Annotated in this window: 10 protein-coding genes, 1 tRNA gene and 3 pseudogenes; 6 read left to right on the top strand and 8 right to left on the bottom strand. The window is 66.1% G+C overall.

Features of this window, described 5'->3' with window-relative positions; translation table 11 throughout:
• Positions 1–16: 16 nt before the first annotated feature.
• The 5 genes and pseudogenes from trbF to IPG65_RS11345 all read left to right on the top strand — a co-directional run.
• Positions 17–636: pseudogene (gene trbF / locus IPG65_RS11365) on the top strand (conjugal transfer protein TrbF); the annotation flags it as partial.
• Between the two features lie 80 nt (positions 637–716).
• Complete coding sequence (gene trbG, locus IPG65_RS11360) at positions 717–1,709, top strand: P-type conjugative transfer protein TrbG (RefSeq protein WP_293189473.1); 993 nt, start codon at positions 717–719, stop codon at positions 1,707–1,709.
• A 2-nt stretch (positions 1,710–1,711) separates the two neighbouring features.
• Positions 1,712–2,980, top strand: a complete 1,269-nt coding sequence (locus IPG65_RS11355) for a TrbI/VirB10 family protein (RefSeq protein WP_293189471.1) — start codon at positions 1,712–1,714, stop codon at positions 2,978–2,980.
• Positions 2,977–3,234 carry a DUF2274 domain-containing protein gene (locus IPG65_RS11350; RefSeq protein WP_293189469.1) on the top strand — a complete coding sequence of 86 codons (258 nt, stop codon included), beginning with the start codon at positions 2,977–2,979 and terminating at the stop codon, positions 3,232–3,234. Before IPG65_RS11355 ends, IPG65_RS11350 begins: the two co-directional genes overlap by 4 nt.
• Positions 3,235–3,353: 119 nt before the next feature.
• Positions 3,354–3,707, top strand: coding sequence for an AlpA family transcriptional regulator (locus tag IPG65_RS11345; RefSeq protein WP_293189467.1), 354 nt, complete (start codon positions 3,354–3,356; stop codon positions 3,705–3,707).
• Positions 3,708–3,732: 25 nt separating this feature from the next.
• Here IPG65_RS11345 and IPG65_RS11340 read toward each other — a convergent pair whose 3' ends face one another.
• The 5 genes and pseudogenes from IPG65_RS11340 to IPG65_RS11320 all read right to left on the bottom strand — a co-directional run bounded on the left by IPG65_RS11340 (position 3,733) and on the right by IPG65_RS11320 (position 9,328).
• Positions 3,733–3,975 (bottom strand): transcriptional regulator, encoded by a 243-nt coding sequence (locus tag IPG65_RS11340; RefSeq protein ID WP_293189465.1) that lies wholly within the window; start codon positions 3,973–3,975, stop codon positions 3,733–3,735.
• 17 nt (positions 3,976–3,992) lie between these two features.
• On the bottom strand, positions 3,993–4,940 hold the full coding sequence (locus IPG65_RS11335) for a nucleotidyl transferase AbiEii/AbiGii toxin family protein (RefSeq protein WP_293189463.1): 948 nt from the start codon (positions 4,938–4,940) through the stop codon (positions 3,993–3,995).
• Positions 4,924–5,744, bottom strand: a pseudogene (locus IPG65_RS11330) (type IV toxin-antitoxin system AbiEi family antitoxin domain-containing protein). Before IPG65_RS11330 ends, IPG65_RS11335 begins: the two are co-directional and overlap by 17 nt.
• Positions 5,745–5,900: 156 nt before the next feature.
• Entirely contained in the window at positions 5,901–7,157 is a 1,257-nt protein-coding gene (locus IPG65_RS11325; protein WP_293189461.1) for a site-specific integrase, read from the bottom strand.
• 245 nt (positions 7,158–7,402) lie between these two features.
• The gene (locus IPG65_RS11320; RefSeq protein WP_293189459.1) at positions 7,403–9,328 is read right to left on the bottom strand and encodes a hypothetical protein; all 1,926 of its coding nucleotides are present in this window, start codon (positions 9,326–9,328) and stop codon (positions 7,403–7,405) included.
• Positions 9,329–9,705: 377 nt separating this feature from the next.
• Between IPG65_RS11320 and IPG65_RS11315 the strand changes: the two are divergent.
• Positions 9,706–10,454 (top strand): annotated as a pseudogene (locus IPG65_RS11315) (hypothetical protein).
• Between the two features lie 51 nt (positions 10,455–10,505).
• Here IPG65_RS11315 and IPG65_RS11310 read toward each other — a convergent pair.
• The 3 genes from IPG65_RS11310 to IPG65_RS11300 all read right to left on the bottom strand — a co-directional run bounded on the left by IPG65_RS11310 (position 10,506) and on the right by IPG65_RS11300 (position 12,515).
• Positions 10,506–10,581 (bottom strand) — tRNA-Lys (locus IPG65_RS11310).
• 42 nt (positions 10,582–10,623) lie between these two features.
• Positions 10,624–11,400, bottom strand: a complete 777-nt coding sequence (locus IPG65_RS11305; protein WP_293189457.1) for a tRNA threonylcarbamoyladenosine dehydratase — start codon at positions 11,398–11,400, stop codon at positions 10,624–10,626.
• The gene (locus IPG65_RS11300; protein ID WP_293189455.1) at positions 11,397–12,515 is read right to left on the bottom strand and encodes a YeeE/YedE family protein; all 1,119 of its coding nucleotides are present in this window, start codon (positions 12,513–12,515) and stop codon (positions 11,397–11,399) included. Before IPG65_RS11300 ends, IPG65_RS11305 begins: the two co-directional genes overlap by 4 nt.
• Positions 12,516–12,583: the final 68 nt, after the last annotated feature.

The raw sequence follows: 12,583 nt of genomic DNA, 5'->3' as shown, positions 1-12,583 counted from the left end.
ACAAGGAGAACTGACCATGCGATTCAGAAAACCGCAGGTGCGCTACGCCGACACGCCGCAGCCTGCCACGCCGTACCAAGCTGCTGGCCAGGTGTGGGACGACCGTATCGGCTCGCCCCGCGTGCAGGCGAAGAACTGGCGGCTGATGGCCTTCGGCTGCCTCACGCTCGCGCTGTTGATGGCCGGCGGCCTGGTGTGGCGCTCGGCGCAGTCCATCGTGACGCCCTATGTCATCGAGGTGGACAACGCGGGCCAGGTGCGCGCTGTCGGCGAGGCCGCCACGCCGTACCAGCCCAGCGATGCGCAGATCGCGTACCACCTGGGCCGCTTCATGGCCTGGTGCGTTCGCTGTCCATCGACCCGATCGTGGTGCGGCAGAACTGGCTGGACGCCTACGACTACACGACCGACAAGGGTGCCGTGGTGTTGAACGAGCACGCCCGCGTGAATGACCCGTTCGCGCGCATCGGCAAGGAGTCGGTGACGGTGCAGATCACCAGTGTGACCCGTGCCAGCGACACGTCTTTCAACGTGCGCTGGACGGAGCAGCGCTTCGTCAACGGCGCCGCCGCAGGCACTGAACGCTGGAACGCCGTGATTTCCATCGTGCAGCAAACCCCGCGTACCGAGCAGCGCCTGCGCAAGAACCCCCTGGGCATCTACGTCAACGGCCTGTCGTGGAGCCGCGAACTCGATTCTTCCGAAGGAGCCAAGCCATGAATGATCTTTTCCGTAAATCCGCTGCGCCGGTGATCCTGCTTGCCTTGGCGGGCTGCGCCACGCAGGGCAAGCCGCCGCCGACCATCTCGCTCGACGAGCCGGTGCAGGCCCAGCCGCTGCCGGAGCCGCCAGCGCCCGTGGAGGTGGTGGCCGTGCCGCAAGTGCTGCCGATGCCGGCGCAGATGAAACCTGTGCCGGATGCCAAGCCTGCCGCAGAACCCGCCGATGAAACCGTGCGCGTGTCCCGCGCCAACGCCGAAGCGCGCATTGCGCCCACGCGCGAGGGCTACGTCAACGCGATTCAGGTCTGGCCCTTCACGGATGGCGCGCTGTATCAGGTCTATGCGGCCGTGGGCCGCGTGACCGTGATCGCGCTCCAGCCGGGCGAGGAGCTGGTGACGGTGGCCGCCGGCGACACGGTGCGCTGGATCGTGGGCGACACGTCCAGCGGCAGCGGCGATGCGCTGCGCGTCAATGTGATGGTCAAGCCGATCCGCTCGGGCCTGAAGACCAATCTGGTCATCACGACCAGCCGCAGGACATATCTGCTGGAACTGACCTCGACCGAGAAGACTTGGATGGCCTCCGTGTCCTGGGAGTACCCCAAGGACAAGATGTTGACCCTGCAGCGCCAGGCGCAAGTGGCCAATGCCGCTGCGCCGGTGGAGTCCGGTCTGTCGCTGGAGAAGATCCGCTTCCGCTACGCGGTCAGCGGCAGCAATCCGCCGTGGAAGCCGCTGCGCGCCTTCGACGATGGCGAGAAGGTCTACATCCAGTTCCCGCCGGGCATCGCCCAGGGCGAGCTGCCGCCGCTGTTCGTGATCGGCGCACAGGGCGATGGGCAACTGGTGAACTATCGCTTCCGCTCGCCGTACTACATCGTGGATCGCCTGTTTGGCGCGGCCGAACTGCGGCTGGGCGGCGACAAGGGCGACGTGGTGCGGATCGAGCGCACGGATGGTGTCTCGGGTGGCACTCGGAGGAATTGACCATGAGCCAGGACGATTCCCCTGAATTTGCCACGTCTTCGGCGGGCAAGGTCGCGCCTGAGGCGGTGGCGCTGCGCGCGCAGCCGCGCTCGGTCACGCGCCTGAACCGGCGCACGCTGGCCATCCTCGTCGGCGGCCTGTCGGTCGCCGTGCTCGGGGCCACCATCTGGTCATTGCAGCCGCACCGGCGCGGCGCGGGCGATCAGACTGAGCTTTACAACGTGGATCGCGTCTCGAAGTCCGAAGGGCTGGATGGGCTTCCTTCGGATTACTCCAAGCTGCCAAAGGTGCCGGAACTGGGGCCGCCACTGCCGGGCGATCTCGGCCCGGCCATTGTGAAGTCGCAGCAGCCTGTGACGCCCACCTATGCGCCGCCGGGCCACGACCCGGAGGACGCACGTCGCCAGGAGGCGGAGGCAGCGGCGGCCTCGTCGGTGTTCTTCCGTTCCGGCTCTCCCGGCAAGACCGCAGCGCCAGCGACCGCGCAAGTCGTTGCGGCTGGCTCCGCATCGGCCTTGGCGGGCTTCGATCCATTGGCCGCTGGGTCGGCCTCGACGGCGGCCCAGCCTGCCGATCCAACCACGGCGCAGAACCGGCAGGAGCAGAAGGAAGCCTTCCTGAAAGGCGGTTCTACGGAAACCCGCAATTCCGGCCATCTCCAGATGCCTGTCTCACCATACCAAGTGATGGCCGGGACGGTGATTGCGGCGGCGCTGGTGACAGGCATCAAGTCCGATCTGCCGGGCGACGTGATCGCCACGGTGACGGAGCCGGTCTATGACACGGCCACGGGCAAGTTCCTGCTGATCCCGCAGGGCTCGCGCATCCTGGGCAAGTACAACAACCAGGTCAGCTTTGGACAGAGCCGGGTGCAGATGGTGTGGAACCGGATCATCCTGCCCGATACGTCCTCACTGACGCTGGACAACCTTGTGGGCACCGATCCTGCGGGCTATGCCGGCGTGGAAGACGAGATCAACCGGCACTGGGGCAGCATTGTGGCTGGGGCGGCGCTGACGACGTTGCTGGGTATCGGGGCCGAGTTGGCCGCGCCGGAGAACCGGCAGGACGGCAACCGCATCATCATCGCTGGACGTGATGGCCTACAGGACAGCGTGAACCAGGTAGGCCAGGAGATGACCCGGCGCAACATGAACATCCAGCCGACGCTGACGGCGCGGCCAGGGCTGCCGGTGCGTGTCATCGTCAACCGCGATTTACAGCTTCGTTCTTACCAGCCCTTGTTCTATCAGCGCGAAGGTGCCCGATGAGCACGACCAGAAAATTGCGGCTTGGCCCGCTCCCGAAACTCGAATCCAGCAAGCTGACCTTCGCGTGTCCGGCCAGCTTGAAGGCGGACTTGGACCGCTATGCAATGCTTCACACGCAGGCGTATGGCGAGGCCGTGGATGCGATGACACTGATCCCGCATATGTTGGAAGCCTTCATGACGGGGGATCGGGGATTTCGCTCTCAATCGCACGTGCAACAGAAGCGGGCAGCGCGAGATACGACGTCACCGTGATGCGTAGATTAGATGGTGCCCTCCTCGCTTCGCCACAGCGAGTTGTACCAATTGCTGCCGATAGTCACCATGGCTCCGTATGCACAGAGATCTACTGGGAGTCATCAATGCACGTTCGCATGGAACACGTCGCTGAACACGAGGAGCCGCAGGCGCACGCACCGTATCCCGGCACGGATGGCTATGACAACCTGCCCCAGTTTCCTGCAAAGTTTCCTTTGCCTTTCCGCCGTACCATCCGCCGTCACGAGTTGCACCAGATCGTGCCTCTGGCAGAGACGACGATCTACGAAATGGAACAGCGCGGCGAATTCCCGCGCCGCTTCCGCCTCACCGCCCGGTGCGTCGTCTGGGACTTGGCAGAAGTCGAAGCCTGGATCGAAGGCCGCAAGCAAGCCTCTCGATCAGCGAAGACCAGCACGTCGAGCGGACCGGACGTGAGGCTGCGCCGGCACCGCCCTATTCGAGGATGACGTCACCATCAAATGGCTGCAGCGGCTACGCGGCATCCACCCGGACCAGTACCGCTCCCGGCAGCGCCTGTGCCATCTTCGCCGTGGCAAGTGTGACCGCAGCATCGCGGTCACTCGCCTTCCTGCTGAAAGCCAGGCCGACATGACCCGGCCGCCCCCAACCGCCCGTGGCATCGGCGCAGTCGCTGTCCGCCAGCCGGCGAAGGACATCCTCCTGCGACCCCATGCCCGAGTCCAGTGCATAGACCAGCGTGAAATCGTGAACCATCGCGGTAGCCTCCTTCGTCATCTGGCACCAGCGATCCGCGCCAGCGTTTCGTCAAGCTGCCGGCGATCAGTTGCACGCTTGGCGGCCGTGCGCTGCGCCAGGTTGTGAAGCTTGCGTCGCACACCCGGCAACTCGGCCGCATGGGCAAGTCCGATCAGATTGAAATCCGGCTTCTCATCCTCGACGGATTGCAGAAAGGCTCGCGACGGCCCATCCAACCAATGCGCTACGCGCGCCAACAGGCGCTCGCGGCTTTCCAGCAAGGCAGCCACGCTGATAGGCTCGGATGTCATGCCCTTGAAATGGGCCTCGAAGGTAGCCTCGAAATCCGCAGACACGCGGGGTGCCAGCATTTCCCAGGCCGGCTTGGGGCTGCACGTCAGGTACACGAGGAAAGTGCGCCAGAGCGCTTCATTCGCCCGCTCCTCCTGCAGCAGCAAGCCTACGTCGAAGAGATCGCGCGGATGCTGCCGCGACAGCGCCGCCGCCAGCTTGCCGGCATAGAGGTCGGCGAAATCCAGAACCTGCACCTCGGCGAAGCCGAACGCCTCCTCCACGCGTGGGCGCACGACCATGCTGCGCACCGGATGCACCGTGCCGCGCATGACCGGTGTTGTCTCGATCTGCACGCGCGCGCGGCCGCGACTGGCCACCAGCCGCGTGACCGCCCCGCCCTCGCCCGCCGAGGCCTGCACCTGCAGTTGCAAAGGCCGCGCACGCAGCTTGTCGGCCAGTTGTCCGAGCGCTTCGGCAATCAGCCTCGCATCCTCGGCATAGTCATGCACCGGCAGCCAAGCCAGATCGATGTCCACCGACAGGCGCGGCAGATCGTGCTCGAACAGATTGATGGCCGTGCCGCCTTTGAGCGCGAAGCGCGGCTCCTGCGCCAGCACCGGCAGGATCTCGACCAGCAGCCGCACGCGGTCCGTGTAGCGCTGATCCCAATGGTCAAGCCAGGTGCTCATCGAGGTCTCCCGGCAAGGTGATCTGGTAGGTGGGATGCAAGCGCCCGCCGGGCACGAGCGCGCGCTTGCCTCGGCCCAGGTCAACGCCTTCGAGCGACACATGCGTCAGCCATGCATGCCGATGGCGATCAGCCAGGGCCAGGAACAGCCGCGTGGCCTTGATGCTGCGGCAATGCCGCAATAGCAGGCCGACCCGCTGCGGCCGCAGCGTGGTCATGGCCTGCATGAGCGCATCGACCTCGTAGACCCCTGCGGCATCCGACACGCCATCGCACAGCTCCAGCATCGCCCGCTCGGGCGAGGAGCACACCAGGGGTCGGTGCTGGGCCCGGCCCGGTACCAGGCCAGCCCCTGCGCCGACAGTGCCGCCTCGGACATGTCGTCCGTGAACGAGACGGCAGGCAGATCGAGCGGCCCCTTGCCCAGGTATTCGAAGCGCTGCGCCATGGACAGCTTGTCCACCCAGCCCGGCGGTCGGTCCGGCCCGTAGAGGGTCACCGTCCCGGCATCGCCCAGGCGCAGGTAGTGCTCGTGTCCCTGCTGGGTCAGCGCAAAACGCCCTCCGACGTGCAGCGACGAGCCCTCCCCGAGCTGCAGGCTGCGGACCATGCCCTCCCACTGCAATCGCCCTCCCTTGCGCAGGTAGACACCCCGCGCGGGCGACACCAGCCAACCGCTGGCGACATAGCGCGCGACCAGGCTGTTGGAATAGCCATGCGCCCGCAGCCAGCGGCTGGACACCAAGCGTGTATCGCCCAGTTCGGCCAGCAGATGGTTCAGTTTTCCTGAATTTTGAGCATCCATAGTGCTCAAAATAGCAGATTCATAAACCATCGCCAAGACCGGATGGTTTGAGATCAACGAAAAAGAGTCACCTTGAGTGATCTTTTTCAGACAAAAGCAAACCGTCCGCTGCCCAACGGCAACGAGCCCAGATGCAGTCATCATGCGGTCCCCACCTCACAAGGCCGCGCTGAGCACTGGCACCGGCACGTTCTCCGGCTGCAAGGTCGGGACATAGGTCCGCCCGTCAATCCAGGCATCAACCATGTCCGCCCACTCCTGCAGCATGTGGCGCCGCTGCTCGGCGTATTCGGCCTTGTTGTAGACCGAACGGGAGGTTCGCCCCTCTTCGTGGGCCAGGCACTTCTCGATCCAGTCGCCGTTGAAGCCCACTTCGTTGAGCAGCGTCGAGCCGGTACGGCGCAGGTCATGCACGGTGAAGGGCTCCAGCGGCAGAGCGGCCGCCTTGGCCCGCGCCACGATGAGCTGGGTCACCCGGTTCAGGGTCGCATGCGACATGCAACGGATCGGCTCGTAGCGCGAGGGCAGCACGAACTTCGAGCCAGCAGCGCAGGTGTGCAGCGCCACGAGGATGTCCAGGGCCTGCCGTGACAGGTAGATCACATGCGGGTTGCGCCCCTTCATGCGCTGCTTCGGGATCGTCCAGGTGGCATTCTCGAAGTCGATCTCGCTCCAGGTGGCCTCGATCAATTCGCTCTTGCGCACCAGGGTCAGCAGGACCATGCGCAGCGCCAGGCGGATCGTCGGATACGTCGCGATGGACTCCAGCTGATGGAACGCCAGCCGGATTTCCGCCGGCGACAGCGCCCTGTCTTTCGGCACGAAGGTCGCGATCGAGGCCGCCGCCACATCGCTGGCCGGGTTGTCCACCTTCTCGCCGTGCAGGATGGCGAAGGCATAGACCTGCTTCACGATGTCGCGAACATGCACCGCGGTGGCAGGCGCCCCGCGCGCCTTCACCTTGCTGCACAAGGCTCGCAGGTCGTCCGCGGTGATTTCGTTGAGCAGCCGATTCTGGAACGCCGGCAGGATGTCCCGATCGACGACGTGCTTGCGCATCGCGCGCGTGCTGTCAGCCATCCGGGCGTCCGCCAGCCACTTGAGGGCCACGTCGCCGAAGTTCTTGGCCGCCGTCAGCCGGCGTTTCTCGCGCTGCTTTTCCAGTGCCGGGGAGCGGCCAGCAGCGACGGCCTTCTTGGCGTCGAGCAGCTTTTCTCGGGCCAGCGCCAGCGAGATGCCACCAGCGCCATAGCGGCCGATGGTCAGGGTCTCACGGCGCCCGTTGAGACGGTAATCGTAGCGGAAGGTGACGGTACCGGCGGTCGATACCGTCACGTACATCCCATCGCGGTCCGAAGCCTTGTAGGGCTTGGACTTAGGCTTCAGATTGCGCAGTGCTGTGTCGGTAAGCATCGAGGTTTTTCTCCTGTTTCGTGACGGCTTTTACCGTCAGGGGTCAGGAGACCTGTCGATGCCCGGAAAGCCGCATGAAACAAGCTTTCCAGGGGAGCGCTTTACCGTCAAAGACCGGTTTGGTCTCAATAGTAAACGGGAGGGTCTTAATCCGACCTCCAGTTCTTACCGTCAGTTCTACCGTCAACCTGTTTTGCTGGCCGGCGATAGCTACCGATAGCTGCTGTGACGTATTTCTTTATAAATCAACACGTTACGTCAGTTTTTCGATAGTGGTGCAGGATGTTGGGATCGGCTGGATTGATCTGCTCGGAGCGGAAGGCGATGTATGCCGTGGTGTCCACGGTGCGGCCGTCCGCGAACGACGTGATGATGAGGCCGTCATGTCCTTCGCGCTTCGCTTCGCTCACCATGTCGCCGACAACGGAATCCCAACCCATGCCACCGGCCAAGAACTCTTGTGCCTCCATCGAATCGGTTGGCGCATCCATCCCCAACTCATCGGCGACACGGGCGGCCTCGGCCATCACATCGACAACCTTTGGGTTCTTCAGGCTGAGGTAAGCGTCGATCACGCGCCCATCCCTGCCCCCTGCCATGTCATAGGCGTAGTTGTGGCTGTCGCTGAACCAAGCACCGCCCACGCCGCGCTTGTCCGCGCCCATATCGAACGCATCGAAGTCGGCGGAAGTGCCGTGGTACACCACCAGCGGCTTGCCCTCTGCGTCCACCACCTTGCTGTCGCCGAACCAGCGCTCGAACTCGGGCGTGTCGGTCTGGTCGGCGCCTTGGTTGTAGGAGCCGCCTTGATCTGGTAGAGTGCCACTCATGCCCCCAAGCGTTTCGGACGTTAGATTGGCGGTGGCCCGCTCTATGGCGGTCTGAGCATCAATCGTTGGGGGATACTTCCACATGGTCGCGCCGCGTACATCTTGGCGCTTGCGGGATACCACGCCCGTATAGACCAACACCCCATCCTCAAATTTCTTGGCGAACACCAAGCCACGCAGCATCTGGTTGCCCTGCTCGTTCTTGACGGGCACATTGGCGTTGATGGCGTCGTAGCTGGTCACCATCTCTGGCACTCGGGCGAGGTCTTGCGCCGTGACCGCCACTTGGCCGCGCGAGGCTTCCGCCTTGCTGTCGCCGTGGTTCTTGCGGATGTGATCCACGCGGCTTCTGTCGAGTGAGTGCGAGTAGCCAGCCAGCTCGGGCGCATCCTGCGCCAGCTTGCCGCCCAGGTCGGTCCAGAACACCGCCTGCGCCCCCTCGCCTTCCCACATCTGCGCCGCTTCTTCGCCGCTGGTGACGTGCACCCAGCCCTTGGGCGGCTGCGAGGCCAGCGCCTGGTTCAGCACGTCCCCGCCCAGCACGCTCTCCGCGCCCACCGTCAGCATGCGCCGCTCGAACAGCGCCTCGGGCGTCACACCCAACTGCGCCGCGCGCGTGGCGAAGTAGGCGCCCACCACGCGGGAATAGGCGTCGTTGACCTCGGGCCGGAAGCGCGCCGCCCGGTCGAGCTGCTGGCGAATCTGCCCCGTCACCACGTCCGCGCTGGCGCGGAAGGCATCGCCCTGCTGGCTGTCGGCCACGGCGCGGTCGAGGTCGGCCTGCAGTTGCTCGCCCTGGCTCTGCATGTACTGCTGCGCCTCGGCTTGGCTGAACCCGTCTGCCTCGGTGCGCAGGTGCGGCTGCAACTGCTGCGCGAGGTCGGTCGGCGCGATGCGGGCGGCGTACTCGTCCACGGGGATGGCCACCGCGCCCCCGGTCTGCGCGGCCTGCTGCACCTGTTCGGCCACGGCCGGGCTGATGGCGGCCACCTGCTCGGCCAGGCCGGACTGCATCAGGGTCTGGCCGTCGATGTAGACCGACTGCAGCGGGCCGTCCTCGGTGGCCTTGGCGACGAACTCCTGGAACGTCTCGGGGCTGCGCTGCAGCACCTTGTTGGCTTGGGCCAGGGTGTTCAGCTCTGCCAGCACCTGGTTGCGCAGCTCGGCCTGCCGGGCTTTCTCGGCCTGGTAGTCGGCGCGGTTCACCGCCCAGCCGGCCGCCTTCACCGTGGCCACCTGGGCGCCGCCGCCAACGGCCGTGGCGATGGCCGTTTGCAGCGCCGCGTTCGGGCGCGCGTCCAGGTAGTCGCCGAAGGTCTTGCCGGCGTTCTCGGGCAGCACCGCCCATTCATTCAGATCCTGCAGGGCGGTGGCGATCTGCTCGCCGCCCTGCTGGCCGCCCCCGGCGGGCTGGCGCGCGAAGCCCTTGATCGGATCGCCGGGGCTTCCCCGATGTCATCGCAAAAATCCGCAGCAAGATCGGGTTCGACGCCATCGACATGCAACTGATGACGGCGACCGACCGCGACGGGAGAACCTGCCGGCCCGGCCGATATTTCCTGACCGCCGCCGGGCGCGAGCGGCTGGCGAAGCTGGGGGCCATGCCATGACCGGCACCGCCTACCCCGACAAAAACTTTGGCTCTGTCTTCGTTAAGTGTTGAACCGTCCGGAATCTCCCCCAGTCCAACGTCCATGTAGGACTGCCGGGAGACTTCAATGGACTCACGCACCTCCAAACGATTGCTCACCGGGCTGCAGGGCCTCACGCACGAGCAACGCATTGAACTTGAGAGCGCACTGCACCAGCAGTGCAGCCCCGAGCAAGCACAGCAAATCATCCAGTCTCGCCTGCAGCGCACCCCTCGGTGCCCGCACTGCGCTGGCACTCACCTGTACCGCCACGGCCAGGCGCACGGCTTGCCGCGCTACCGTTGTGTGGCTTGCGGCAAGACCTTCAACGCCTTGACCGGTACGCCCTTGGCACGCCTGCGGCTCAAATCCAAGTGGCTGCACTATCTGCAATGCATGCTCGACTCCCAGACCATCCGGCAAGCGGCGCGCACAGCGGTGTCCATCGCAACACCAGCTTTCGTTGGCGCCACCGCCTCCTGCAATGGGCCAAAGATGATTGCCCCGCCCACCTGAACGGCATTACCGAGGCCGACGAGACGTATCTGCTCGAATCCCACAAGGGTGCGCGCCAGCTGAAGCGCGCTGCCCGCATCACGCATGAATCGGTCAATCTGTCCGCAGGTATTCGCGTCAAGGGCGCATTCCATGTGCAGAACGTCAATGCGTATCACAGCCGCCTGCGCCAATGGCTCAACAAGTTTCATGGCGTGGCCACTCGATATCTGCCCAACTACCTGGGCTGGCGCCGCGCTCTGGATACCCATCGCCTGCAAACCCCGCAAGCATTGCTCCTCGCGGCTGTTGGCGTCTTTCCACACTCAACGGGAACATAGCCAAGAAAAAAGCCTGCTACCTTTTGAGTAGCAGGCTTTCCTTATGTGGACTGGTAGGACGTGGCAGGCTCGAACTGCCGACCAACGGATTAAAAGTCCGCTGCTCTACCAACTGAGCTAACGTCCCCCGATGCCAGATTGCTTTGTCAGCACTCCAGCAAGCCTTGCATTATAGCGTGGATTTGGCACGCCCCAGGGCCACTTGGTCCAGCACCCAGCCGGCCGCGCACAGGCCGAAGGTGGCGGTGACGGCGACACTGGAGCCATAGCCGTGGCAGTTCAGCGTACCGTCGACCTGATCCGCGGACTCGCAGGCCTCGGGCATGGCCACGCTCTCGCGGCTGAACACGGCTGGCACGCCCATGCACTGGCCGCCGGCCGGCGCGCCATGGTGGCGGCGCAGGCGGGAGCGCAACTGGGCGATCAGCGGGTCGTGCGTGGCCTGCGCGATGTCGGCGATCTCCACGCGCTCGCCGTGGCGCTTGCCGCCCGCCGCGCCGGCGGTGATGAAGCAGGCTTGCCGGACTCGCGCCCAGGCGGCCATCGCCACCTTGGCGGCCACCTGGTCGCAGGCGTCGATGACGGCGTGGACGGGCCCGGGCAGCATCCCCGGCCAGTGCTCCGGCTCCACGAACGCATCCACCTCATGCACCACGCAGCCGGGGTGGATCTGGGCGATGCGCTCGCGCATGGCCGACACCTTGGCCTGGCCCAGTGTGGCGCTCAGGGCGTGGATCTGCCGGTTGACGTTGGATTCGGCCACGTGGTCCAGATCGATCAGGGTGATCCCGCTCACGCCGCTGCGCGCCAGTGCCTCGGCCGCCCAGGAGCCGACGCCGCCGATGCCGGCGACCGCGACGTGCGCCGCGCGGATGCGCCGTGCGCCCTCGGCCCCGTACAGGCGCGCCAGTCCGCCGAAGCGGCGCTCGGCGTCCGCCTCGCTCACGGGGTGCGCTCCAGCCGCCAGCCCTGGTACTTCAAGGCCGCGACGGCGCCGGCCACGATGCCGGCCACGGCGGTGAAGCTGGTCAGGCTCAGGTTCGACACGCCGCTTAAGCCCTGGCCGATCGTGCAGCCCAGCGCGGTCACGCCGCCCACGCCCATCAGCACCGCGCCGGCCAGGTGGTTGGCCAGGTCCTCGGTGGTCTTGAAGCCTTCCCAGCGGAACTGGCGCGAGGCCAGCGCCTGCAGCGCCGCCCCGGCGACGACGCCGGCCACGGACGCCACGCCCAGGCTCAGGCGCTGGTTGCGGTCGCTGAAGAACATCAGCCAGTCGATGCTGTGGGCCAGCGGCGAGGTGAAGGTGAGCGACTCCATGCGCCCCGAGCGCGTGGCCAGGTAGGTGGGCTCCAGCGTCTGTGGGTGCTCGGGCACATAGCCCAGCGCGCCGCTCACCCACCACATGGCGGTGATCACGGCGCCGATGCCCAGCCCGGCCAGCAGGTTGTCGGCGCCGACGAAGCCCTGGCCCAGCAGCGCCCACAGCACCAGCGCGCCGCCCGCCAGCAGCGCGGCGGCCGCCAGCGCAGGCGCGGGGGCCCAGCCGCCGGCCGCCGCCGTCAGGTGGCCCAGCGTGGCCGGGCCGTCGAATTCGACGAACACCCGGTCCACCGTGCGGTCGCGCAGCACCGCCGTGATGCCGCGCAGCGTGGCGTAGGCCGCCAGCGCCATCACCACGAACACCACCAGCGCCTTCAGGTTGCCGGCGCCCATGCGCACCAGGGTCTTGCTGCCGCAGCCCGACGTCAGCACCATGCCGATGCCGAACAGCCCGCCGCCCACCAGCGACGACAACCACATCCAGCGCGGCCCGGCGTACACCGTGTCGGCGGCGCGCACCCACCCGCCGGCGGCCAGCAGCGCGAAGCCAAGCACCGCGACGCCCGCCGCCAGCGCCCATTGGCGCATGCGCGTCCAGTTACCCATGGCCACCACGTCGGCGATGGCGCCCATGGTGCAAAAGCGCGTGCGCTGCACGATGGCGCCGAACAGCGCCGACAGCGCGAACGCCGCCAGCAGCACGTGGCGGGTGAGCAAGGAGATGTCGGGCTCCAGGGACATGGGGCCGGATTCTATTGAACGGCCCGTGCCGTACATGCCCGAGGGGCGATCCCGATCACTATTGTTTC

Origin of the sequence: Ottowia sp. (assembly GCF_016703145.1) — a bacterium.
GTDB lineage: Bacteria > Pseudomonadota > Gammaproteobacteria > Burkholderiales > Burkholderiaceae_C > Ottowia.
Note: the sequence above shows the minus strand (reverse complement) of the source record. Positions and strands in the feature narration are given on the sequence as shown.

What these genes read in the sequence shown, in the direction of transcription:
- trbG (WP_293189473.1), top strand. Translation starts at nt 717, where the DNA reads ATGAATGATCTTTTCCGTAAATCCGCTGCGCCGGTGATCCTGCTTGCC.
- IPG65_RS11355 (WP_293189471.1), top strand. Translation starts at nt 1,712, where the DNA reads ATGAGCCAGGACGATTCCCCTGAATTTGCCACGTCTTCGGCGGGCAAG.
- IPG65_RS11350 (WP_293189469.1), top strand. Translation starts at nt 2,977, where the DNA reads ATGAGCACGACCAGAAAATTGCGGCTTGGCCCGCTCCCGAAACTCGAA.
- IPG65_RS11345 (WP_293189467.1), top strand. Translation starts at nt 3,354, where the DNA reads ATGGAACACGTCGCTGAACACGAGGAGCCGCAGGCGCACGCACCGTAT.
- IPG65_RS11340 (WP_293189465.1), bottom strand. Translation starts at nt 3,975, where the DNA reads ATGGTTCACGATTTCACGCTGGTCTATGCACTGGACTCGGGCATGGGG.
- IPG65_RS11335 (WP_293189463.1), bottom strand. Translation starts at nt 4,940, where the DNA reads ATGAGCACCTGGCTTGACCATTGGGATCAGCGCTACACGGACCGCGTG.
- IPG65_RS11325 (WP_293189461.1), bottom strand. Translation starts at nt 7,157, where the DNA reads ATGCTTACCGACACAGCACTGCGCAATCTGAAGCCTAAGTCCAAGCCC.
- IPG65_RS11300 (WP_293189455.1), bottom strand. Translation starts at nt 12,515, where the DNA reads ATGTCCCTGGAGCCCGACATCTCCTTGCTCACCCGCCACGTGCTGCTG.